At 67.5% G+C, this 22,776-nt stretch carries 19 protein-coding genes and 5 pseudogenes; 10 read left to right on the top strand and 14 right to left on the bottom strand.

Annotated features, from left to right (window positions below):
* Window positions 1-46: 46 nt before the first annotated feature.
* Both NUT86_RS40540 and NUT86_RS40785 read right to left on the bottom strand, forming a co-directional pair.
* A complete protein-coding gene (locus NUT86_RS40540; protein ID WP_342456277.1) occupies window positions 47-835 on the bottom strand; it encodes a VOC family protein in 789 nt (262 codons plus the stop codon).
* Between the two features lie 74 nt (window positions 836-909).
* Window positions 910-1,495 (bottom strand): annotated as a pseudogene (locus NUT86_RS40785) (dihydrofolate reductase family protein).
* Window positions 1,496-1,607: 112 nt separating this feature from the next.
* On the opposite strand from NUT86_RS40785, the gene NUT86_RS39985 reads away from it, so the two are divergent.
* From NUT86_RS39985 to NUT86_RS39975, 3 genes are all read left to right on the top strand, one after another.
* Window positions 1,608-2,282 carry a TetR/AcrR family transcriptional regulator gene (locus tag NUT86_RS39985; RefSeq protein WP_018093671.1) on the top strand — a complete coding sequence of 225 codons (675 nt, stop codon included), beginning with the start codon at window positions 1,608-1,610 and terminating at the stop codon, window positions 2,280-2,282.
* Between the two features lie 1,526 nt (window positions 2,283-3,808).
* On the top strand, window positions 3,809-4,468 hold the full coding sequence (locus tag NUT86_RS39980; protein ID WP_446750851.1) for a DUF6286 domain-containing protein: 660 nt from the start codon (window positions 3,809-3,811) through the stop codon (window positions 4,466-4,468).
* 38 nt (window positions 4,469-4,506) lie between these two features.
* Window positions 4,507-4,659, top strand: coding sequence for a hypothetical protein (locus tag NUT86_RS39975; RefSeq protein ID WP_274740274.1), 153 nt, complete (start codon window positions 4,507-4,509; stop codon window positions 4,657-4,659).
* 187 nt (window positions 4,660-4,846) lie between these two features.
* On the opposite strand, the gene NUT86_RS39970 is transcribed toward NUT86_RS39975, so the two are convergent.
* On the bottom strand, window positions 4,847-5,026 hold the full coding sequence (locus NUT86_RS39970) for a CsbD family protein (protein WP_078886116.1): 180 nt from the start codon (window positions 5,024-5,026) through the stop codon (window positions 4,847-4,849).
* Between the two features lie 563 nt (window positions 5,027-5,589).
* Here NUT86_RS39970 and NUT86_RS39965 point away from each other — a divergent pair.
* The gene (locus tag NUT86_RS39965; RefSeq protein WP_274740272.1) at window positions 5,590-6,132 is read left to right on the top strand and encodes a hypothetical protein; all 543 of its coding nucleotides are present in this window, start codon (window positions 5,590-5,592) and stop codon (window positions 6,130-6,132) included.
* Window positions 6,133-6,814: 682 nt separating this feature from the next.
* On the opposite strand, the gene NUT86_RS39960 is transcribed toward NUT86_RS39965, so the two are convergent.
* From NUT86_RS39960 to NUT86_RS39935, 6 genes are all read right to left on the bottom strand, one after another.
* Entirely contained in the window at window positions 6,815-7,342 is a 528-nt protein-coding gene (locus NUT86_RS39960; protein WP_274740764.1) for a GNAT family N-acetyltransferase, read from the bottom strand.
* A 143-nt stretch (window positions 7,343-7,485) separates the two neighbouring features.
* On the bottom strand, window positions 7,486-8,127 hold the full coding sequence (locus tag NUT86_RS39955) for a transposase (RefSeq protein WP_274740270.1): 642 nt from the start codon (window positions 8,125-8,127) through the stop codon (window positions 7,486-7,488).
* Between the two features lie 261 nt (window positions 8,128-8,388).
* Window positions 8,389-8,601 (bottom strand): transposase, encoded by a 213-nt coding sequence (locus NUT86_RS39950; RefSeq protein WP_274740269.1) that lies wholly within the window; start codon window positions 8,599-8,601, stop codon window positions 8,389-8,391.
* Entirely contained in the window at window positions 8,510-8,908 is a 399-nt protein-coding gene (locus NUT86_RS39945; protein ID WP_274740763.1) for a hypothetical protein, read from the bottom strand. Before NUT86_RS39945 ends, NUT86_RS39950 begins: the two co-directional genes overlap by 92 nt.
* A complete protein-coding gene (locus NUT86_RS39940; protein ID WP_274740798.1) occupies window positions 8,883-9,083 on the bottom strand; it encodes a hypothetical protein in 201 nt (66 codons plus the stop codon). The genes NUT86_RS39945 and NUT86_RS39940 overlap by 26 nt, the downstream gene beginning before the upstream one ends.
* Before the next feature lie 99 nt (window positions 9,084-9,182).
* On the bottom strand, window positions 9,183-9,473 hold the full coding sequence (locus NUT86_RS39935; protein ID WP_274740267.1) for a hypothetical protein: 291 nt from the start codon (window positions 9,471-9,473) through the stop codon (window positions 9,183-9,185).
* Between the two features lie 466 nt (window positions 9,474-9,939).
* Between NUT86_RS39935 and NUT86_RS39930 the strand changes: the two genes are divergently transcribed.
* Window positions 9,940-12,189, top strand: a complete 2,250-nt coding sequence (locus NUT86_RS39930) for a serine/threonine-protein kinase (protein ID WP_274740265.1) — start codon at window positions 9,940-9,942, stop codon at window positions 12,187-12,189.
* Window positions 12,190-12,331: 142 nt separating this feature from the next.
* Here NUT86_RS39930 and NUT86_RS40780 read toward each other — a convergent pair.
* Window positions 12,332-12,481 (bottom strand): annotated as a pseudogene (locus NUT86_RS40780) (IS701 family transposase); the annotation flags it as partial.
* A gap of 1,932 nt (window positions 12,482-14,413) precedes the next feature.
* Between NUT86_RS40780 and NUT86_RS39920 the strand changes: the two are divergent.
* Window positions 14,414-15,214 (top strand): hypothetical protein, encoded by an 801-nt coding sequence (locus NUT86_RS39920; RefSeq protein ID WP_274740263.1) that lies wholly within the window; start codon window positions 14,414-14,416, stop codon window positions 15,212-15,214.
* Window positions 15,215-15,261: 47 nt separating this feature from the next.
* On the opposite strand, the pseudogene NUT86_RS39915 reads toward NUT86_RS39920, so the two are convergent.
* Window positions 15,262-15,348: pseudogene (locus NUT86_RS39915) on the bottom strand (GNAT family N-acetyltransferase); the annotation flags it as partial.
* Between the two features lie 574 nt (window positions 15,349-15,922).
* Between NUT86_RS39915 and NUT86_RS39910 the strand changes: the two are divergent.
* Window positions 15,923-17,194, top strand: a complete 1,272-nt coding sequence (locus NUT86_RS39910) for an MFS transporter (protein WP_274740261.1) — start codon at window positions 15,923-15,925, stop codon at window positions 17,192-17,194.
* A 43-nt stretch (window positions 17,195-17,237) separates the two neighbouring features.
* Here NUT86_RS39910 and NUT86_RS39905 read toward each other — a convergent pair.
* From NUT86_RS39905 to NUT86_RS39895, 3 genes and pseudogenes are all read right to left on the bottom strand, one after another.
* Window positions 17,238-17,661 (bottom strand): annotated as a pseudogene (locus NUT86_RS39905) (Uma2 family endonuclease); the annotation flags it as partial.
* Between the two features lie 128 nt (window positions 17,662-17,789).
* Window positions 17,790-17,951: a hypothetical protein gene (locus NUT86_RS39900; RefSeq protein WP_158686087.1), complete on the bottom strand. Its 162-nt coding sequence runs from the start codon at window positions 17,949-17,951 to the stop codon at window positions 17,790-17,792.
* Between the two features lie 932 nt (window positions 17,952-18,883).
* Complete coding sequence (locus tag NUT86_RS39895) at window positions 18,884-19,300, bottom strand: hypothetical protein (RefSeq protein ID WP_148587867.1); 417 nt, start codon at window positions 19,298-19,300, stop codon at window positions 18,884-18,886.
* Between the two features lie 825 nt (window positions 19,301-20,125).
* Here NUT86_RS39895 and NUT86_RS39890 point away from each other — a divergent pair.
* The 3 genes and pseudogenes from NUT86_RS39890 (at window position 20,126) to NUT86_RS39880 (ending at window position 22,412) form a co-directional block, all read left to right on the top strand.
* Window positions 20,126-20,726 (top strand): annotated as a pseudogene (locus NUT86_RS39890) (hypothetical protein).
* Between the two features lie 326 nt (window positions 20,727-21,052).
* Entirely contained in the window at window positions 21,053-21,667 is a 615-nt protein-coding gene (locus NUT86_RS39885) for a hypothetical protein (RefSeq protein ID WP_274740259.1), read from the top strand.
* Window positions 21,668-22,052: 385 nt separating this feature from the next.
* Window positions 22,053-22,412: a hypothetical protein gene (locus NUT86_RS39880; RefSeq protein ID WP_018093590.1), complete on the top strand. Its 360-nt coding sequence runs from the start codon at window positions 22,053-22,055 to the stop codon at window positions 22,410-22,412.
* Window positions 22,413-22,776: the final 364 nt, after the last annotated feature.

The following is a 22,776-nucleotide window of genomic DNA, read 5'->3' as shown; positions in this document are numbered from 1 at the left end:
AGGGGAAGGAGTGGGAGGGTTTGGATCCGGCCCTGGGCCGGGGCTGTCACTGGGCCCAGGGCAGGATGCGGGTGCCCTCGGTGCCGGGCACGGAGGCCACACCGTCCGCACGCATGGCGACATGGGCCTCGGCCGCCCGCGGGGCGTGGACCTGGCGGAGCACGTCCGGCGGGAGAACAAAAGTCTGCCCGGCCGAGATCTTCTCGGTGCGGCCGTCGCAGGTGACGTCGAGGACGCCGGCGGTCACCATCCAGACCTGTTCGCGGCTGATGACGTGCTCGGGGCCGGTCTGTCCGGCCTCCATCGCGACGGTCCAGGTACTGAGTTCCATGCTGCCCCGGCTGGGGGCGGCCAGACCTGTCATGCGGGCGTTCGGAGACTCGGTGACGTTCTCGGCGGTCGGGGTGATCACGAGCATGGCGGACTCCTCCGGCTCCTCGGTCTGCGTGGGCTCGTCCGGCGCGGCCCATTCGACGAACTGGACGATGATGCCGTTCGGGTCGGTCAGCTGGAACAGCCGCTCGCCCCAGGGCTCTTCGCGCAGCGGCATGGTGATCGGGGCACCGGCCTCGCGCAGGCGGCGCTCCTCGGCCTCGATACCGGTGACGGTGAGCGCAAAGATCAGACCCGTGGCCCGCTGGTCGCGCTGCTCGGGCGGGAGCACCTCGCTGCCGCTACGGAGCAGCACGATGTCGGCGGCGGCATCGCCGCGGGTCAGGGAAGCGAAACCGTCGGCGGCCATGGCGACCTGGTAGCCGAGGTGCGTGCAGAAGAACTCACGCGAGGCGTCTACGTCGGCGACGGTGAGGGACAGGGTGGAGGTGGTGACGTTCAAGGCAACTCCTGGCAGGTACGGGCGTGGCAGGTTCGGGCGGTGAATCGCGTGCGGGGTCCTGGGCGGGTGCGGTTCTAGTCGGACGCCTTGGCGTAGGTGAGGACGACGTTGCCGCCCTCGAACACGCGGCTGTCCGCGAGCCGGAAGGTGTACGGCGAGAAGTCGGCACGGAAGAGCGGGATGCCGGTGCCGGCCACGATCGGGTACTGCTTGACGATCAGCTCGTCGATCTCGGGCAGCAGTTGACCCGCCAGATCGGCGCCGCCGCAGAGCCAGATGCCGAGCCCGTCCTCCTGCTTGAGCTTGCGAACCAGGGGTGAGCGGATCCTCGTCGGTGACCTCGACGGCCGGGTCCGGGCCGGTGGCGAGCGAGCCGGAGAAGACGATCTGTCGCAGCTGGGCGTACGGACTGGTGAGGCCCATGGCCAAGCCCGGGTCGTACGTGCCGCGCCCCATCACGACTGTGTCGAAGCGCGTGTTCGGCGTGTCCGCGATGCCGAGCGCCGCGCGGCCCGGGGTGGGGAGGGCGTCCGCGAACTCGGTGGTCAGGAAGGGCAGGTAGTCCTCCGTGATGTGCGGGGTGAAGAAGTCGAAGTCGCCGCCGGGGGCGGCGATGTAGCCGTCGATGGTGGTGCCGATGAAGTAAGTGAGCTTGCGCATCCACATCCGTTCACTCGGGATAATTTTGCAACGGACGTAACTTTAGGCAGAGGCGCCTACTCCGTCAAGAGTATTTTTACGACCGATGTAAGATTGCTCCATGACTACCGAGATGGGGCTCCGTGAGTCCAAGAAGCAGGAGACCAGGCAGCTGATCTCCGACTGCGCCACCAGGCTCTTCATCGAGCAGGGCTTCGAGCAGACCACCATCGCCGAGATCGCCGCCGCGGCCCGCGTGTCCAAGAAGACGGTGACCAACTACTTCCCCCGCAAGGAAGACCTGGCCCTCGACCACCACGAGGCGTTCACCGAGGGCCTGGCCCGGACCGTCGCCGAGCGCGGGTCCGGCGAAGAGCCGCTCACCGCCCTGGGGCGGACCTTCCGCACCGCCCTGCAGGAACACAGCCCCGTCGTCGGCTTCACCGGCCCTGCGTTCGCCCGCATGGTCGCCGACAGCCCCACCCTCACCGCCCGGCTGCGCGAACTGCACGACCAGCGAGAGGAGGCACTTGCCGCAGCACTGACCGCCGCCGCCCCTGACCCCGACCCGGCCATCGCGCCTCGGGCCGGCGCCGCCCTGATCGCCGCGGCGGACCGTCTGCTGTTCCGGCGCATCCAGGAACTCACTCTGGCCGGCCACACCGACGACCAGATCGAGGCCACGCTGATTCCGGAAGCCGACCACCTCCGCACTCTTCTCGCCGCCGCCCTCGGCAACCACCCCACCGGCAGATGGCAGTCCGACACCCGCGGCCCGACCGCCTCAGCCGGCCGGAGCCCCGCGTAGTACAGGACGGCGTACAAGGCCACCAGGCGCCGCCCACGACAGCGATCCGATATAGGGGACGGCGGTGAGCAACTGTCGGACCGTACGGCGTTCATAAGGACGCGCCGGTCGACCAATCGTTGGAGCCGACGCGCTTGCGGCAGGCGCGCTGTAGCGGGTTCTCCGGGACCCCTCTCCCCGCGACCACGGCGTGTTCAAGGGCGGTGTTCAGGACACGGCGCCGTCGCTTGGACGAATCACCCGCCGATGGGGCGCCGTCGAGCTTGTAGCTGACGCGCTACAGCACCTCCTCGAACACCGCGGCGTCAGCCATGTCGCCCAACGGTCGGTCGTCGTGACCCACTCGTGCGCGGCCTTGCGTTCCGCCCGGCGGGTCCTCCCCCTCGTTCGCGGGCACGATCCCCCACCGGAAGGCCAGTCGGGAGCGTCGCCCCCACGCGCAACCATGGCAAGGGTCACGGCCGCGAGACCGTCGGCCATGTCTTCACGGTTCTCGGCCGCAGCCGTGCGCCACCGCCCGGCCATGCACTTCCGGCAGAACTCGCTGCCTCGAAACGGATTGATGGCTGTGGGGCCCCGGGCCATGCTCACTCGGACCGCGCTGCCCAGGTCAGGCGGTTTGCGGGCTGCTGGAGGGGTTCATGGCGAGAAGCAGGCCTCGGGCACGGCAGATCTGGGGGCACGGCACCACGCCAACGTCGGGGACACCTCTCGCTCGGCGTCGGTCAGTTGGTGGTCGCGGGTGGCTCTGCGCCGGGGATGACCACAAGGTTGTCTTCGGGGTCGTCGTCCAGGCCCACGACCCCGAGGTCGGCCAGGGCGCCGAGCCCGGCCTCACGCAGATAGCCGGTGAGCTTGTTGTCGCCCCGGTGATGATCTCACTGGAGCGTCCGGGCGGGCCGCGGCGATCCAGATCAGGTTGCCCGTCTCGTCGTTCAGGGTGAGAAAAGGCAGGCCATGGGGGTTGCCTTCCCGGAGAAGTTCTTGCGGTTGTCCATCCCGGTGCGGCGGCGGGTGCGGATCCGGGTGCCGCCAGGCGGGTGCGGCCCCCACCGGCTTCGGGGAACTGGTCCTTGCCCGGGCCCGGCCCATCCTCCGGGCGTCGACGGCCCGCTCGCCGACACCGCCCGCGCCGCCCGCCGCGTGGCGCCCCCGGAACGCGTCCGCCTGGGTCCGCCGACGCTCCCTTGCGGAGTTCATCTCATCCTGCTGTACGGGAGTTCATGCCCCGCACCGAAGTGACATCCCGCTCCCTGCACTCCCCCGTACCGCTCCTGGACGACCGGACGGGGGCCGCCTGGAAGCCGCTGTCCTCGGCGACAACCCCGATCAGGAGCTCCAGTCGCAGGGCGGCGTGGCCCTCGCCCCGCTCGTCACCGAGCCGGGCTGCACCCTGCCCCCACGGCCCGTCGCCGGCTTCCCAGAAGGAGGTGGCCTCGGCCAGGTCCCGGAGGAGCCTCCACGTTTTCAGGGGATTGACAGATGAACCGGGACAGTTGAGTAGCCTGGTGTCCCGCGCACGAACGATGCGCGGGACACCAGGCTCTCAGACGCCGGGCGAGGAGGACGGATCGACGCTGGGTGCGGCGGACTGCTCGATCCCGTCCGCCGCGGACACCCCGTCCCCGGACACCGCCGGCCACGACCGGGTCCGGCGCTTCTGGTCGGCCCGCCGGGTGCCGGCCGCCCTGGTCGCGCTGGTGCTGCTGGCCGCCGCGGGATTGCTGCTCTACGACGTGGCCGCGGTGCGCGCCGACCGCCCCGCGATGGCCTGGCGCCGTCGGCTCGCCCGTGAACTGGCCACCCGTCACCTCGACAACCCCTGGGTGCTGGGCGCCGCCGCGGTCGTCCTGGTGCTCGGCATCTGGCTGTTCGTGCTGGCCGTCACCCCCGGACTGCGCCAGGTGCTGCCGATGCGGCCGGCGGCGCCGGACCTGCGGGCCGGGCTGGACCGGGCGGCCGCCGCGCTGGTGCTGCGCGACCGTGCCATGGAGGTCGCCGGCGTCCAGTCCGTACGGATGGCCGTCAGCCGCCGCAAGGCGAAAGCGCACTGCGTCTCGCACTTCCGCGAACTGGACGAGGTCCGCGCCGACCTCGACACCTCGCTCGGCGAGGGCCTGCGGCAGCTGGGACTGGCACACGAGCTCCGCCTGACCGTGGACATCCGGCGCCCGAAGAAGAGGTGAGCGAGCGATGCGCAGGGTCCGCCGGGACAGTCAACCGGGTGCTGCTCGGCCTGACCGGTGTGCTGCTGTTCGGCGCGGGCGGCCAGGTGCTGCTCGGCGGCCTCGACCTGCCCGCGAAAAATGCTCGGCCTGCGCTCGCACTGGCAAGGCACGGCTCAGATCACCCAGGGCATCCTCGCCCGGGCGTGTAAACGGATGCGTCGCCGGGATCGGCCCCGCCACCGAGTGGTGGGGCCGATCCGGGCGACCGCGAGCTGCGCGGCCAGTTCCCCTCGAGCGTGCGTGCCCCCCACCCGGCACCCGGTGGGGTGATACCGATATGTGCGACAGATGGGCGGCAACACAGAGTTTCGGAACGTGACCTACCGTTCCATGCAATTAGCCTCTGTTCTTGAAAGTGTCCTTTGCTTTCTCCTTGGCCTCACGAGCGGCACCCTTGCTCTGCTGCGCTTGACCTTTGACGGTCATACCCTCGTTACCGACGGATCGACCGGCTTCTTTCTTCACTGTGCCTTTGACCTGCTCGGCCTTCGCCTTCGCCTTTTCACTCGCACTCACGATTCGCCTCTTTCTCGCACCCAGCTACTAGAAGCAATAATCGCACACAGCGCATTCGAACAGTTCGAGTCGACAGGGAAAGGGGCCGATGTTATGCCCATGCCATATGGCCCCACGAAATCCGCAGCAGGCTCTGTGCTGCGTTCGGCGCGCGTGACCCGCCTGCCCCCAGCCGACACGTAGAGGGCGATTCGCAAGCCTGAAGCCCGCGGCCGCCCGGGGCCGTGACCGCCACCTGCGCTATCCGAGGCTCCACCGACAAGCCAGGCGACGGCACGGAGAAGGGGTGACAACAGTTAGCGACGGCGCCGCCGATAGCCCTCAATACGTCTGCAATGGTCTTGAGGATGGTGATCCTCCCCGTGGCTGCCCGACAAGCGCCGGCGGCGTGCCGCTCGACGCTTGTCGCGGGGGACACAGGGGCACTCTCTGCGCATGCCGTGCTGACAGCGAGCTTGGAGGCCGACTCGGCCATCTCGGCGAGTGGCTCACGGCTCGTGCGCGATGATGCCGGGCTGGTTCACCTACCGCTGGGCAGGCCGATGTCCGAATAGGTGTCGCCTATGACGGCGTCCATCACCGTCGGGTCGGCCATCCCGAGGAGAGGTGCTGTCCTGCCGTGCCGCTGTTCCCAGGTCGCTCCTCGCGTCAGGACGGTCGACGCGGTCGTTGTGGTCCGTGCCGCGTGCAGCGGCCGCATCGTGGCGCTCTCCCTTGAGCGCTCGACGCATTGCGTGCTTCCTCCGGGCGGTTCGGCGCATGCCGCCGAGGAGCAGACTCAGCCCGAGCACTGCCACCGCGCCGACGATGGCGCCGAAGAGGAACAACATGCCGGTGGATCCGGTCATGTGGTACCCGAAAACCTTGAACGCTGCCGTCAGCTCGTGTGCGCTACCCATGTTGGTAACAACGGCGGCGACGCCAACGACTACCGCAGCGATCAAGAGGATGACTCCGAGAATCACAATCATGACGAGCTCCTGACATTTACCCGAAATCGCTATTCTCAGGCTGCACCCATCCGCTCGCAGGCACCACCAGACGCCTTCTTGTTCAGCACGTTGCGCGCGATGCGACAGCCCAGGTACGGATCGCCCTGCTCATGACTGTCACTCCACACCCATCACGGCGCCCGTGACGAAGGAAACTCAGAATCAGGGAAAGGCAGTCCTTTCATCAGCAAGCGGTTGAAGCACGATCGGTACCGTTGAATTTGAGACGCGCAGTTCCTCTGTCGCCAGTTGCTCTCCCTGCTGCCACTTACTTTGGCGACCCTGCTTGTGATCCGAAAAGATCATGGCGAGCGCCTGCATGACTTCAGCAGCCAATTGATCAGCGGTCGGCTTCGGCGGTAGCGCCTGACGGTGGCGACGGCGGGCCCGCCTCCGTCGGCCGCGAGGTGAATGATCCGGTGGTGGCGGGTGCGCCGGTCGCTGCACACACCAGGCCGCGAAGTCTGCGGCGGGCGCTGGGTTCCAAAATGGCTGAGGTCAGGTGATTCACGCTTCGTCTGACGAGCCGGACGATCTTCGTCTCGACCGCACTTCGGGCACCAGTGAAGACTAGTACGTGCCGTACCGCTGCGAGGTCTGCGGGCGTCAGTTCGCGGGCACCCACCCAACCTTCCAGCACAGCAAGGGATGCCTCGTCGCCGTTGGCCGCGGCGCGTTGCGCGGGCCATTGGCTTTATCGAGCAGTAGTTACGTCACTTGTCGAAGTAGTTTGGGTTCTGGCTCAACTTTTGTGGTCGGTCTACGCTGAGTGACAGCTGAGCCTGGGAGCTGAAGGTCAAGCTGTCACTGCGTTGAGGTGCATGCGTATGTAGCTGGAGTGGTCTGGTCCCTGGCGCCGATGTCCAGTTGGGCGCCACCCATGCCGGAGGTAGAAGGCTTGCGCGCGGTGATTCCGATCCCACGCCTCCACCTGCCCTATGAGCAGAGCTGCTTCGTCTAGATACTGGATGAAGATCGCGTGTAGTCGGCTGCCGATTCCTTGTCCCCAGTGGGTTGGCAGGACGTGGATCTGATAGAGCTCGCCGACAGTTGCTGTGTCCGCCTCCGTGTTCGAGGACAGAGGCGGCCCCATAGCTACGACGCCCGCCACCTCGCCGGCGTGAAGGGCATAGAGGACCCTCTTGTCACCCGATTCAATGGAACGTGCCCATCCCCTTTGTCGATGCGCCGCTCCGTCGGCGGTATCTATGTTCGCTTCGGGCAGCCCGCCGGCTCGGTAGTAGGCGGTACGGGCTTGTGTGTGCACGTCAACGATCTTGCCCAGGTCGCTCAGTTCTGCTGGGCGTATCGATAGGTTCGCCATGACCATGTACGACGCACTCACTGTGATGCACGGTTCTGTGTTCTTGCAAGCTAACCGAGTTGCCTGCATGGGTCGGCGTAATTGCCTCTTCGCCACGAACAGCGATGGCTCCGCATCAGACATCCGCGACGCGGTGATGACTGTCAACCCAGGAGAACGCGCTTGCGAAGAAGTTGGAAGCCGGCTCGGCCGTACATCTGACGCTTGATCATTTTGATCCGACTGGCATGGCCTTCCACGATTCCCGAGTTCCAGGGGAGGGTGAGGCCCGCGATGACAGCGTCGATGTCACGTTCAAGTCCGTTGACGAAGGTGTGCATGCTGGGCAAGTTGTCGGCGCGGACCGCGGCGATCCATTCGAGGAGCCGGTCACCCTGGAGCTGGGTGAGAATCTGTGCGAAGTCACGGACGTGCCTGGTCAGGGCTTCCAGTTCAGAGCAGTGCACCAGGACGGACTTGAGTTTGAGCCGGTCATTTTCCTGGAGAGTATCGGGGTGGGTCAGGATCCATTTGGTGACCGTCCGAGGGGTTGGTGGGCGAGCGTCTGTGGGTGTGGATCCGCGGAACGGGCGGAGGTAGGCGCGCACGGCTCCGTATCCGCCGGCGTATCCGTGAGCTTTGATCTCCTCCCAGAGGGTCCAGGCGTTCGTGCAGCCCTCGGCCCAACGTTCGTGCAGATAGGGCTTGAAGTCGTCGAGCTTCGTGGGGCGGTTCTGCCATTGACCTTGAAAGAGGTCTTCCGGGGATGCGGCGTCGGCGAGGCGTTTGACGGTCCGGTGGGTCATGCGGAGTTGGCGGCCGATGGCTCGTCTGCTGTGGTCTTTGGCCAGTAGCGCGTGGACGATTGCGTGTTTCTCACGGGTGCGGTCGGCGAACCGGTGTCCTGTTGGCCACGGTGATGTGGTCGATCCATCGGCCGCGTCAGGGGCCTTGACCGGCTCCTGACGCGGCAGGGTGAACGGCGCCCGTAGGCAGGCTCGATGCCTCGATACGCACCGCTCAGCAGCCTCGCCGAGGTTGCGCCAAAGGTGAAAACGGTCGGCGACCTACAGAGCCGTAGGTGCCCCGGCTCGGGCGCCTTCGGCGAAGAACGGGGCACCGTCGCGACAGATCACCTCGATCCCCGGACGTTCGCCGAGCCTGGCTGCGAGCGTTTCTGCTTCGCGGTCAGGCAGCAGGTCCACGGGTCGGCCGGTCTCGACGTCGACCAGCACGGTCCCGTAGACCCGGCCCTTGCGCATCGCGTATTCGCCGACCAACTACCCGCGGAGTCCGTGGACGTGGCTCCGGGAGGGCATCGACCAGCCGCAGCACGGTGCTGCGGCTGACACGGATCCCGAAAACGTCCGCGATACGGGCACCGGCACGGCCGGCGAGCGCGAGACCGACCTCGGCCAGTGCCGACCGCAGCCGTTCGGTCCACCGACCGTAGCGGCGAGTCAGCCCCGGGACCTGCTCGGCGAACGTCCGCCGTCCGCACGAGGCATCCGCGCAGGCGAACCGCCGGACGTGCAGACACAACACCACCCGCCGCCCCGCACTAGGAAGATCGGCGGGAAACCGCAGATAAGAGCCATGCGCGCGGCTCGACCAGGCTCCACAGCCCGGGCACAGGGCGCCAGCTGACCGGCATCTGATCCCAATACGGATCCGCATCGCCATGGACTTCCGCAGACTCCACCGCGGCTTCTGGAGTCGACAGGAACAACAGCTCCTCCAGCCGGAGCATGACCTCGTTCACGGTCCAGAACTGTCAACCACGACATGCTCTAGGACAGCTGTTTTCAGGCGACCTCCTCAGAGCCATGGCCAAGATCAACCGTCACGCAGAGTGGGCGCTTCACAGGAATTGATCCAGAACCGGAACCCGTCGACAAACGCCGTTCCAGAAGTGGAGGCTTCCGGTCTGCCCGGGGTCACCGAAGGCGCCGTGGAGATCATCGCGGAGCAGGAGGCCGACGTCGATCCTGCCGTGGCCGGCGCCGATGACGCGCAGACCGCGAATGCCCCGTAGATCGTCCTTGCCGTCGGTCGAGAAGAGCCCCCACGCGATCAGGTCAGCGAGGCGATCGGGATCGGCGTCGGCCGCGAACCGGATGACAGGTCGGGTCTCGTAGGGGATGACACGCATGATGCGCAGTGGCCTGACGGTGTAGGTGGTGGGGTGCTCCAGCAGGGCACTGTCGGCGAGGGCACAGCATGGCCGCGGAGCTCAGACACTGGAACAGCGGTCACCCCCACATCGGTGGGGAGGACAGCGACGTCGCGTTCGTCCATGGGGTGGGCTCCGGATCACCCCCGCGGGCGCGGGAAGCAGAGACCTCGTCCGGGAGACGGCGAAGCGCATGGGACCACCCCGCTTCCGGGACAGGCCCACCAAGAACGTGACGGCCAACCGACCACGGTGTTGCAACAACCTCTGGAATCCGCCCTCCTCTTGGCGAGGCCTCGTCGCGTGCGGCATGGGAGCAGCAGCCCCGAGGTCCTGTTCGTCACCCACTCTGCTCTGCTGTACTGCCCTGCGGCTAATTTGTGTGCAGGAGAGGTACGCAGGCCCGTGGTGGCAAAGGTGCACGAGGGACAGGAGGTCGGGAAGAGTGTCGCTGCGCGCAGGTGATCCAGCCGAGATCGGCGGTTATCCGCTTGAGGCGCGACTCGGCTCGGGCGGCATGGGCACGGTCTTTCTGGCCCGTACGAGTTCGGGGCGTCGTGTCGCGATCAAACTGATCCACCCTCAGTTCGCGGCGGACGACGAGTTCCGCATCCGCTTTCGGCAGGAGGTGGCGGCGGCGAGGCAGGTGAGTGGCGCGTTCACCGCCGCCGTGGTCGACGCTGCCCCTGAGGCCGAGCAGCCGTGGATGGCGACGACCTATATCCAGGGGCACACGCTCGCGCGGCACATCGCCACGAAGGGCCCGCTGAGCGGAGCGGAGCTGAGGAGGCTCGCCATCGGGCTGGCGGAGGCACTGCGGGACATCCACCGGGTGGGGGTCGTCCACCGTGACCTGAAGCCCTCGAACGTCGTACTCTCGCCCGAGGGCCCACGCGTCATCGACTTCGGTATTTCGCGCGCCGTGGACCAGCAGACGCTGACGATTACAGGGCGGGTCATCGGTACGCCGCCCTTCATGTCGCCGGAGCAGTTGCAGGCGCCGCGCGATGTGGGGCCGCGGTCCGATGTCTTCTCGCTGGGGACTCTGCTGGCCTACTCAGCGACGGGCCACGGGCCCTTCGACGCGGAGAGCCCATACCTAGCGGCGTATCAGGTGGTGCACAGCGAGCCGTCGCTGGAGGATGTGCCGGCGGCCTTGCGCACGGTCGTCGAGTCGTGCCTGGCCAAGGAGCCCAACGGGCGGCCCTCGGCGGACGAACTCCTCGTGCTGCTACGGGACCTGCCGGCCGACCTCGGCCAGATCGATGCGAGGGGAGTTGGCGCGGGCCGCACCCGCGACATGGTCACCGAGCATCACTTCGCCACGCCGGCCACCCCGGCGCCGGCGACCCCGACCATCACCCCGGCCGCTCCCGATACGGGGAGCGCCGACACCCCCATCGGCCGGCGACTGCGCCGCCGATGGCGTCCCGTGTTCACGGCCGCGGTCGCGGTCACGGTGGCAGCGATCGGTGGAGGAGTCGCCGCACTGACGGCGGGCGGCTTTGGGGGGAACAGCGGCGGCGACAAGGGCAACAGCCTTGCGGTGCAGCGTGCCGCACTTCCGGACGGCTTCAAGCCGTGGCACGAGACCGTGCCGGGCGGTCGCGAGGACATCCCCGACGAGCTGCGTTGCCTCGCGCACGGCGACGCGCTGTTCTGCGGGGGCGGCAGTGTCGTCGCGACCCGTATCAGGGCCAGGGACGGCTCGCGGGTGTGGACGGCGAAGAGCCCCGGCGTCCCCGTCAACGGCATGCACCTGGTGGGCGCCACCGACGACACGGTGCTCGGTTACCGTTTCGCCGCCCAGAACGCCCCGCAGGACCCTCCCACCGAGGTGGTGGCCCTCGACGCGAAGACCGGACGGGAGCTGTGGTCCGTGCCGTCCGGCGCCCAATCGACGGCCGTCACGGGGCGGACTCAGGACGCCATCGTGACCGGCTCCGTCGTCGTGACGGTCGACGCTTCCAACTCCCGCTTCGAGGCCCGCAACGCGCACAGCGGTCAGGTCACCTGGACATCGTCATTCCCTGCGGGTACGCAGTGTGCTCCCATCCCGGTGGGGCCGCAGCTCGTCGCGATGTGCGCGACGGATGCGGAGGTGAATGCCTTTGCAGTGCGCCACCCCACCCTGTACCCGGTCGACCGCGCCTCGGGGGCACTGGGCAGGCCCATCGAGGTCAACGGCCCCGCCGTGCCGGTGGGCGTCGCCAATGGCAGGCTCGTACTCCTCCAAGTGCACATGGAGGGAACGGATCCGGCCGGCTACAACGGGGGGACGCGGGTCGACCCGGCTTCCCGGAAGGTCACGTACTCCCGATGGGCCAAGACATACGCGGGGACGCCCGGCATGGCGGACGGCACCGTCTACGTGAGCGGGCAGACCGGTCTCGTCACAGCACTCGACCCGGCGACCGGCCGGAAGAAGTGGTCGCGGCAGACTGGCGTGGAGGGCGCGGCGGGTCCTGTTGCGGGAGCCGGCGCACTGTATTTCAGCTCGGCCACCGGCCGGGTGGTCGCGCTGTCGCCGGACGATGGCAAACCCCTATGGACAACAGATCCGCAGGTCGATGGTTTGACGGGCCAGCAGGGCGCAAGCCCACGGGTGACTCTTGCAGGGCGTGCGGTGATCGTGGCCGCGGCCAAGAACACTCTCTTCGCTTTCGACACGCAGAAGCCGCCGAAGTCGGGCTGACACGGGTGGCTGGACGGCGGCTGCAACATTGCCAGGGAGTACCGCGAGACGCTCCGCCGCTGGCACCACATACCAAAAATCCGGGCCAGGTGCGGACCAACCGGGCTTCGTATCGGGCATTTCCATCCGTCGCTGCAGGTCAGACTGATCGGCGACAGCCGCTTCGTCGCGCTGGCCCCCGCAGATGGATCCCGCCCCACCGGCGCTGATCCGCCCGCGCGAAGGGCTCGAACATCTCCGCCGCGAAGTCCTCCAGATCACACCGGACCGGGCCACTCCCCACCCCACACAACCGATCAACGACACAACCGATCGAATGCGGGGCGATTTGACCACCGAAACCTCATCAGGGTGGGATTCCGAATCCGCAAAGCTCACCACAGCGACTCCCAGCACAGTGCATTGCAGGACCGCTTGCGAGGATGCAGCGCCAGCGCCGGCCCGGATGGTTGACGACGCGGACATCCCGCCGACGTCAACACCCCAAAAAACGGGGCAAGTTGGCACAAGGTAAGCCTTGTGCGCCAGTACGCCGCCATCAGCACCCTGTCGCCCAACGCCAGGCTCCACGGACCGCCTTCGCGCACGAGGTCCGTGCACTGCCGCCGCGGCGCTGGGACCCGGCGCATCGCAGACGCCGGGATGTCGTCCCTGCGCGCCATGGAAAGGCAGGCCGCCGGCGACCTGCCCCGCAGAACGCTGACCCTGGCCCTGCGCAAGGCCGTTCGCCTTCCGCCTGGCTGCTGTCCGCGTTCCTGGCCGGCCGCCTGCCACGCCACCGGGGAGGTCACCGTGGAATTAACCGCCGCCCGCGACCACCTTGACGCATCGTCCCACTCCCGGCGGGGCGGCGGGTCAAGGCGGCCTTCTACCCGTGCGCCGACGCCGACCTCGCCGTCCGAGACGCACTCGAACGCGCCGAACGTGCCGAGCGCGCCCTGGCAGGCCCTCAACGGCGAGGTCCGCCACGCAAGGCCGACTGCAACAAGCCGCGGCACACCGGCATGCCGCCTACTTCGCGCCTGGAAGACTGCCCATCACAAGCTCCTCACCGCGGCATGCGAGGTCTCACTACCGAAAAACGGCCCCGAAGCGACCCTGCAGAACTGCCGCGGCAGCAACAGACAGCCGAAAGGCCATCAGCAGCCCGAGGTGTCCGACGCCGTTGCCGCCGCCAGACATCCCTTCGGCGGCGGGAGCATTGTCAGCCCGCTGCATGGAACCGAAGTGGACTGCTGAGCGTTACTCACTTTGCACCATGTGTAATGTCGACCGAGGGCTACAGCGCTCTCAACGAATGGTTCAGGTGCAAGGAGCGGCCTGGACCGGTCGAGCAGTTCAAGGGGGATCCGAATGGGGCACCGAAGCCGGCATTTGGCTCGTGATACGGCGATCGTCGCCGTGATGATCGCGGCGATGGGGTGCACTCGCGCCGCGCCCAGCGGGACTGGCGAGGCACCCGCCCACAGACAACGGGATACCTCTTCCAGCGCCCCGCCCCCCACCCCCACCAAGCCAGGGTTGGCGAAGCCCGCCCCATCAGGCCGTGGATCGGCAGAACCTGCCCCGTCGGGCCATGGAACAGCAGAACCACCGGCCCCCGGTAGCACCGCTCCGGGCGAACAGGGAGATCCCGCAGGAGGCGGTCCCTCTTACGGCGGCGATCCCATCGATCCGGTCACTCCTCCACCCGTCGATCACGGCGCGCCCCCGGCGGACGGCGGCGGTCTGGATCCCTCGGGCGGTACCGACGGCGGTAACGGCCACGAGCCCGGCGATCCGGACGACGGCCCGGCGCCCGGCAACGATGAAGAGCCCCCGACCGGCGAAACATGCCCTCGGCCCGAAGGGTCCCCGTCCCCCTCGCCTCGCCCGGCAGGATCGGCAACACCATCATCCCCGCCTGACACAAGTCCTTCACCGCACGAAACCTGCCCTCACCCCTCCGGAACCTGAGCAATGAACGGACGAAGGACGCACGGCCTTGACCGGTAGAAGGGACCAGAGAGTGCCCAGGACAGGGCGGGTGGGCCCCCAACCGCCAGCCAACGCCCCTCCACGGCGGCCATCGCCAACCCGCGTGGCGCAGACCGGAGGCCGTCGCACAGCCCGCACCGTCCCACGGCCACGAAGCCGCGTCCGAGTGAGGCCAGCGCCGCCGGCTTCCGCAGCTTCGGCACAACAGGCCACCGGGACCCATACGGCAACCGGGCTGCTCGGCGTGGTGACAGCGCAGACATCCTTCCTGGTAGCGGTCATGTACTACCTGGGGGCGGTCTATATGACGTCCTACTACCGCTACTTCCGCCTGGATGCATTCAGCCTGGGATTCAGCTTCGCTGAGCTGTCAATCCAGAGCCTGAGCGTAGTGACAGTGCCTGTAGCGATCTTCTTGACTGTGGCTGTGCTGGTCGCACGTCACCTCGCCACCAGGGGAACGGCACCTGTTCAAGGGCGCGCCGCGCTCGTGATGGAGAGGTGGGCCCGACGTGCGGCCCGAGCCCACCTGTGGTTCGTCTTGGCCGGCTTGCTTCTCCTGCCTTGGTGGTCACTCATCCAGCCCTACGGCTGGACCGCTCCCCTACTGATGGGGTTCGGCATATTCCTGGGCCAGACCCCTTGGTCCGGTGCAGCTCCCGCGTCTGCCACATTGTGGAGCAAAGCGGTTCCCGTTTTCTCAGCTGGTCTGCTGGTGATGTGGGCGTTCAGCCTCGCTACCGACCAAATGGGCGAACAAGAGGCAGGACAAGTCGCCGACAACCTCGTGCGACGCACCGCCGTGGTGGTCCTGAGCACCGACCGCCTCAGCCTGGCCGGACCGGGGGTGAACGTAGAGGACCTGGGCGCGAAAGCGCACTATCGGTACCGCTACACCGGGCTCCGCCGGCTCATCGAACGCAACGGGCGTTACTACCTGTTGCCCCTCGGCTGGAGCCATTCGGTCGGAACCACGTACGTCATCCAGGAAGGCAACGATGTTCGAATCGACCTGATGCCCGGAATGCAAGGCATTCGGAGCTGGTGAGCTCGCATGTGGCCAGTTGCGAAAGTGGCTCAGCGGTAGTGGTGTTTTCAGGGGCTGATGGTGCGTTCGATGAACTGGCCGCAGTCACGGAAGCCCAGGCGTTGGTAGACGGGTTGGCCGTCCGCTGATGCTTGCGGGGTCGAGGCGGGGCCGACCCACCACGAGAACGGGTTGTTCTACCTCACTCATGGTGGTTGATTCCATCACGCGGGAGTTGGGGGGTCTCGTGATTTAGCGGTCGGCCCGGCCCCCGTGATGACGGTTACCGCCACTCGTTGATAGCGGCGACCAGCACCGTTGCCTCATAGCGGACGGCAAGCTTGTCGTACCGGGTCGCGACGGCAGCAACCCCGTCGCGCGACGCACGACGGGACTGTGCACTACATGACGCGGCGTTGACGACCAGCCGGGTGCCTGGCTGATTGGACACCACAAGGAGAGCGGTGGCCTAGGGGGTGTCCGGTGGGTCACGTGATGGGCACTTAGCTGGCCGAGCGCAGACAGCCGCAGGGTAATCACGACCTGCGCGGCGGTCACACCGACCGCCGGCTTGTCGTCCCCCTGTGGGGCACGATCCGCGTCCATAGTCTCGCTGGACGCATCGCCGTGACGTACTGACGCGTCCGCGCCCCCGCACTCGCGTAAACAGTTGTCACCGTGGGTAGTTGACGTGGCATGCACGACGTACGCACAGTAAGGACGCCCTCTATGCTGCGGCTCGCGGCCGCCTCACTCGCCGGGACGACCGTCGAGTTCTACGACTTCTTCGTCTACGGGACCGCTGCGGCGCTGGTCCTGGGACCGTTGTTCTTCCCCACGTTCTCATCGGTCGCCGGGACGCTGGCCGCCTTCGGAACCTTCGGCGTGGGCTTCGTCGCCCGGCCACTCGGCTCGGTGCTGTTCGGACACATCGGGGACCGACGTGGCAGACGCCCGGTTCTCGTCGCGTCATTGCTCCTTACCGGTGCCTCCACGGTCGCGGTCGGCTGCGTGCCGACGTACGACACGATCGGGGTGACCGCTCCCGTGCTGCTGCTCGTCCTGCGGTTTCTGCAGGGACTCGGGCTCGGCGGGGAGTGGGGCGGGGCCGTGCTGCTGACCGCGGAGCACGCGCCCGCCGAACGGCGCGCACTGTGGACAAGCGTTCCGCAGGTCGGACCGTCACTTGGGTTCCTGCTCGCCAACGGCGTGATGCTGGCGCTTTCGGCGACGCTGTCCGACGCGCAGTTCGCGTCCTGGGGGTGGCGCGTGCCCTTCTGGGCGGCCGGGCTGCTGGCCGTGGCGGGGCTGTGGCTACGGTCATCACTCGCCGAGAGTCCGCGTTTCCGTGAAATCGAGGATCACGCGCGCGTGCCGATCGCCAACGTGGTGCGCGACCACTGGCGGCTCGTTCTGCTGACCGCCGGCGCGCTCGCGGTGGGATACGCGATCTTCTACGCCGTGACGACCTGGTCTCTCGCCTACGCGACGGAACGACTGGGCGTGAGCCGTACTGTCATACTGACCTGCATCATGGCCGCGGTGGTGGTGAAGGGCGCATGCACACCGCTGGCGGCGCTGCTGAGCGACCGCTTCGGCCGGCGGCCCCTGTGCCTGGCGGGCTGCGCGGCCTCGGCCCTGTGGATGTTTCCGATGGTCGCGCTGCTCGCCACGGGGGCGCCGCTGTTGATGTTCCTCGGCTTCCTGGGGGCGATGCTGTCGTTCATCACGATGTTTGCTGTGATCGCCGCGTATCTGCCGGAGCTGTACGAGCCGCGCGTGCGTTGCACGGGGGCCGCGGTCGGCTACAACCTCGGCGGGGTCCTCGGCGGGGCGCTGACGCCGATCGTGGCGACGGCACTCGCCCAGCGGGGCGGCCCGGTGCCCTGGGGCGTGGCCGCGTATCTGACGGGGATCGCTCTGTTCAGTCTTGGCTGCTTCGCGCTGCTGCCGGAGACGCGCCCGGTGCGGGTGATGGCGACGGAGCCCGCAGCGGGGTGACCGATCAGGCGTGTTCCCGTCACACGACCCATCGGACAAGCCCACGCTCTTGACGGTCGACCAGCAGACATAACTGCGCCCCGTAGTCCGCGTACCGGCGGCGTTTCACCACGCGGTCGGTTTCCGCATTCGACTCGCTTGTGGCCTCGACGACGAGAAGTGTGTCCGAGGGCAGCAGTGCGCCAGCGCCCTTTGCGGCCGGAGCGGGTACCAACGCGATATCTGATACATACCAGTTGCTGGACCCGGGCAGGTCGAGGTTGCCGGAGCCGGTGACGCAGTCGAGTTCGCGGGGGCGGGCTCGAATGTGGTCGCGGATTGTCCCCGCGGTCGTTTCGTAGTCCCAGGGGGGACACCGGCTCGATGACTCCCTCGACGATCTCGGCGCGATCGCCACTGATGTGTTGGATGGCGTACTTGAGGGCGCGTTCAGGGTCGACGCCGTGGTTGTAGTCGGCGGACTCGATGCTCTTGCTGTCCGTCCTTCTGCTGGCCGCGGGGCGGCCGGGGTACTCACGGGCTATTCAACGCCACCATCAGGCACTGTGGCACGAGAACGCCCCCGGCCTGCCGACGGCGGCGGGAATTTGGTGCGTCAGAAGGCGCTGGCCACCAGCCACATCACGCACACGTACGCGCCGCCGCCCACGCCGAGGATGATGCCGAGCCACAGCAGCGCCCCGAGCGGCCATGGCACGGGCGTCTCAGGCTTGGGCGGTTCGACGGGGCAGCAGTTGTTGCAGTGCGGATCAGGCATGGCAGCATCTTCGCGGGGCGCAGGCCGGGGCGGGAGGGCGTGAAAGGGGCGCACACGGCCGGCGGTCGACCTGCTGACCTAGGCGCACGCACAGATGGACCGAGCACTCCCCGCCGGGCCGGAACCGGCGCCCCTGCCACATCACCTGCCATCGTGCTCCGAGGCCACCTTGCTACCCCCACGCTTGGGTCAAGAAGGTCGATCACGGCCCTGGCCAGCGCCACGCGGTGGTCGGACAGAGAGTGATCCGTCATGGAGACCCGATGTTCGAGACGGGGAACTGCGTACATCCGGTATGCGGCGACCACGGGTTCATGATGGATCTGGACCGGGGCCACCTCATCCCGACCTGTGCCGACCAGGAGTACGGGACGGTCGCCGAGCCGTGGGGCCAGCCGGGCAAGGCTCCACTCCGGTGCTCTCCAACTCCGATACCAGCGCCTCACCGCTCGTGGTCCGCCGCGGAAGCAACTCCCCTTCAATCGCAGTCACGATCCCTCCGGCGGCATACGTTTCCCGTCCCATTAGGCCCGGCCGCCAACTGCGGCCATGTCCCTATGAATTGGTGTAGCAGCGGGCACTGACAGAGACCGCCGGATGATTACGGGATGCGGGTGTGGGCCCAAACCCAATCCAGCCACCAAACGCCGGGGGCGGTCCCTCTGTTCGAGTTCCGCCTTCTCGGTCCTGCAGTGCAAGGCCTCGCCGTCGTCTGCGGTGCCGCGATGAATCAGGACGGGATTCCGCGAGCCACCGTGCGTCGGTCCCGCTGCAGAACGGGGCCTATCCGTCCTGGAGCAGGCGGAGTCAAATGGCGAAAAGAGAACCGTGTTCGGATCTGCTCAGGCCAGCAGTACACACGCGAGCAGGCCTGGGCGAAATTGTGGTTCTCCGCAGGTCCAAGCCCGGTGTGTTGGTTCGTGAGCGCGGCCCTACGACAGAAGTCTCGACAGCAGGTAGAGCACCGCCAAGACCGCCAAAACTGCTCCGGCAATCTGCCAAGTCCGCTGCGACGAGGGCAGGATGAAGACCCGCAGCTTGGACTGGCCGGGATAGACGTAGTAGACCCGGTGCCGGTGCTCGGGCACGACCACTCGGGCCAGCGGCAGGTACTGCAGGTCGGCCTTTCGCGCGATCTCACCGTCACGCGGCTTGAGGCGAGGCTTTAGCAGAGCCTTGAACTCGGCCTCGAGGCCGTCAGGGACAGAATCCTTGTGGGTGAGGGAGGTCTTGCGCCAGTCGCCGTCCTGGCGTGCATGCTGCCGCGCCACGTATGGCAGGCCCGACTCGGGCCACTTGATCTCCTCGGTTCGTGGCTGCCGGCTGATGATGCCCTCGGTCCACGCCACAGTGAGGCCGGTGCCACCACATCGCTTGTGTGGTTCGGTTCCCTCGCCATCACAATCGGGACACTCTCGTACTCCCCTCCCCCGGCAGGTCGAACAGGTGACGTGTCCACGACCTCGGCATGTGGAACATGCGGCCTCGAACGCCCCACACTTCTTGCAGGTGACGCGCTCTTCCGCTACCTGCCGGGCTTCTTCGGGAGCCTTGTGGGTTCGGTGGCCTGTGCCGTCGCAGCGTAAGCAGGCGTCGATGCCACGGCAGTCGCTGCAGGTAGTGGTCGACGCGCAGGACAGGTCTCCTCGCCCCTGGCAGCGCGAGCAGGCCACTTTCCCGTTGCCGCACGGGCAAGGGTCCTCGTTGACCGAGCCTCGTTGCACCAGCTCCAACGTCAACGCGGCGGCAGGGTTCTTTGGTGGGGCGAGGGGATACTGCTCCAGCCTGTCGTACCGCGGACGGTCGGACAGGTCGATTCGGCCGCGGTGAAGCTGCTTGTTCTCGGTGCGGGTCTCTATGCAGCGCACGATCGTTCCCTCGAGGAGCGAGTGCCAGGTGATCTCACCGGAAGTTGGCTGGCCCATCTTTGGTGCTTCCCCGCGCTCGGCGATGTGCTGTCGCACCGCTTGCAGGATGTCCCTCTCGCTGAGCATGAGCCTCCCCTGTTTCGGCTGCGGTCCCTTCCCGAGGCCGTGGTTGGCACCGTAGCCAAAACGCACTGCTGGCAGGGCCCGAACCAGGCAACCGGTACCGGCGCCGACGACTCGTCGCCAGCGACCACATGATGGGTCAACTCGCTGCATGCGTACGGACCACGGTGCTGGAATAGCTCCATGGCCGACACACCGTCCCGCGCCGGTTCGCCCGCGAGCCCCGACACCGACCTGATCGTCATCGGCGGCGGCCCCGTCGGCCGAGCCCCGCCGGCTGCTCGGCCGTCCGTATGGCGGCCAACGTCGGTATGGGATCGATCCTGATCGAGCCGGACCGCCTGTGCCACAACCTGTACCGCATCCCTACGCTGAAAAACGTCCTCGGCGGCTACACCAACGGCCCCGAACTCGCCGACACCATCGCCACGGAGCTGAAGAGCACAAAGCTGTGCCACCTCGAACTCGGCCGCCGGGCCACCCAACTGAGCACCGACGACGACCACGTCACCGTCACCCTGGCAAACGGCGGGGCTTAGCGTCGGATGCCGTCTTCCTCAGCATCGGTAACGCACCTACTGCCCCGTCCGGCGACATCGTCCGCGATACACGCAATACAACTGGCTACTGCCTTCCCTCCGCCCAGCACCCACGCGTCCTCGTCACCGGCGACCTGCGCTCCGCCCGCTACCAGCGCATCATGACCACCCTTGGATCGGGCAACGAAGCCGCCCTGCATGCCTACTACGCGGCAAAGAAGTGGTTGGACAGAGACGCGAACTGAACACGCAGCCGAAGCAGGGGCTGTATCGACCACCGTTCCGCTGTTCGTGGCAAGAACGGCTCAAAGATCCATTCGTTCACCGAGCGCACCATGCCTGGCTCGGCTGCTTTCGCAGACGGCACCGCCGCTCCGAGCGCAAGGCCGAACATTTCCCGGCCTAGCCGGCCTTCACCGTCCTCACCTGCACCCTCGTCTGCTACCGCTGCCTAGTGGTGGCGAAGCCGTAAACCATTTCTCTCACCAGTCGCGGTGGGAGAAACTCACCAAGGGGTAACGACATCGCCGGTCGTCGCACATGCCGCACCGGCGAAGGCGGAAGGATGGTCATGGCGAGACCTGTGGTCGGGGCGGCTTTACGCCGCTGTGCGGAATGCAGCGGATACCAATACAGCGGTGCGCCTGCCTGTGCCGCTTGCCGCGAACTGGTGGACGGCATCGTGGAAGAGGAATGGTCTGCCTTTCTGCACCACTGGGACGTAGGCGGCGACCAGGAACTCGCGCTTGCCGAGCTGGTGGCGGCCGAACCCGACCGGCACGACTGGCGGGTGGTCGACGCCGCGTTCGACAGACTGGTCTGCTCCGAATGCAGTGACCGGCTCAGCCGCGGCCCCGCCGGCTGCTCCGCCTGCGACCTGGCTCATGGCTTCCGCTATGCCGCGATCGAGACGGACCGGCCGAGTGTCCCGCCGGGCAATGAACACGCCATCCGCGTCAACGTGTCGGTCGTGCGTCGGCCGCAGGGCATCTCCGAGAACGAAGTCCTTGTCCGGCGCCTTCTGCTACCAGCGCTCCTGGTGGGACTCCTGCCGACCACCGAAGAGGCCCAGCGAGTGAGCGCCGCGCTCAAGAGGAGCTCCCGGGCGCACAAGACCTACCTCATTGAGCAGACCATCGAGGAAATGCTCCAGCACCAAGACGCCAGAAGCCGCCCTTCGAAATGAGATGACCTCTTCATCGAGTCACCCGGCCCCCAGCGACGCCGAGGCTGTCGCCATGGCGAAGACTCGCAGGCCGGACCGCGCACAGCTGCCGGTCTGCGAAGCGGGCGTCAGGCTGACTGGGCGCTCGCCAGGCCTCAGCCACGCCCGGTGTTCCCTATTGGACGGGGCCGGCCCAAGGCCGGTGAAGGCACGGACGTAGTCGGCAACGAGCCCAAGTGAGCCGATTGTCCATTTTCGACTGGGGTAGGCGCCATGCATGGTTGCCACACATAACTTCGTGCCGAGAGCCTTACTGCAGGGCCTTCCTCGCCGCCGACGTCCACGGCACACGCGCCCGGACCGCCGACGGGGCAAGCTCCACCGGAGGCTGCTCGCCTACCGGGATGTGGTGATCTACCACTCCCCCGCACCGGCGAGTGAGCGCGCACAAAGTCTGCTGCTGGTTTACATCCGCCGCGTCGTCGGCGAAGTCACCTACGAAGTGTGCGAACACTGCGGGAGCGGCGTGATCACCCAGGTCCACGTCACTACGCCTTTGCAGGACAGCGGCCTGGGCACGCGCGCCGTTTCCCATCTCCGCGCGTGCTACCCCGACGTCGCCTGGCACAGCTGCCTCACCCAGCGCATGACGCGTGACCTGGCCCATCGCATGCGCCTGCCCCACGGCCGCGCCCGCCTGTCCTGTCCGCACCTCCTACGCGATGCCGCTGAGAACCACGGGAGCCGAGCCCAGCGAACGATTTAGGCCGCGCGGATGGAGGTTCGAGCGGACCACGTCCTGGCCGCCTGCCCCCTCCCCCCTCCGAGAGAGGACCCGCCGGAGGCAGGCCTCCGCCCCTGCGGCGCCGGCCGCCCAGCGGCTTCAGATGCGAGCGTGATGTACCCAGCTCGTCGGCTCTGCGCTCTGTCGTGGCCGATGCCGGTGTGGACACGGATCTGACTGTGGCCGTTGAGGCGGAGGCTGCCGAAGCGGTAGCTGTGGCGCGCAGTAGGTGCCAGTACCACAGCCCGCGCCGTACGCCTTGCGTCTCCATGCGCCCGTGCAAGGGCGTCGGTGAGACAGGTCGCTACCTCACCACTTCACGTGCCCACGCTGCCACGACAAGAAG

The organism is Streptomyces sp. G7(2002) (assembly GCF_028870195.1).
Taxonomy (GTDB): Bacteria; Actinomycetota; Actinomycetes; order Streptomycetales; family Streptomycetaceae; genus Streptomyces; species Streptomyces nigrescens.
This window is presented reverse-complemented; position numbering and strand designations above follow the sequence as displayed.

Coding starts and splice junctions, on each gene's coding strand:
- NUT86_RS39985 (WP_018093671.1), top strand. CDS start 1,608: ATGGGGCTCCGTGAGTCCAAGAAGCAGGAGACCAGGCAGCTGATCTCC.
- NUT86_RS39980 (WP_446750851.1), top strand. CDS start 3,809: ATGCGCGGGACACCAGGCTCTCAGACGCCGGGCGAGGAGGACGGATCG.
- NUT86_RS39965 (WP_274740272.1), top strand. CDS start 5,590: ATGACGGCGTCCATCACCGTCGGGTCGGCCATCCCGAGGAGAGGTGCT.
- NUT86_RS39960 (WP_274740764.1), bottom strand. CDS start 7,342: ATGGCGAACCTATCGATACGCCCAGCAGAACTGAGCGACCTGGGCAAG.
- NUT86_RS39955 (WP_274740270.1), bottom strand. CDS start 8,127: ATGACCCACCGGACCGTCAAACGCCTCGCCGACGCCGCATCCCCGGAA.
- NUT86_RS39935 (WP_274740267.1), bottom strand. CDS start 9,473: ATGCGTGTCATCCCCTACGAGACCCGACCTGTCATCCGGTTCGCGGCC.
- NUT86_RS39910 (WP_274740261.1), top strand. CDS start 15,923: ATGCTGCGGCTCGCGGCCGCCTCACTCGCCGGGACGACCGTCGAGTTC.
- NUT86_RS39900 (WP_158686087.1), bottom strand. CDS start 17,951: ATGCCTGATCCGCACTGCAACAACTGCTGCCCCGTCGAACCGCCCAAG.
- NUT86_RS39885 (WP_274740259.1), top strand. CDS start 21,053: ATGGCGAGACCTGTGGTCGGGGCGGCTTTACGCCGCTGTGCGGAATGC.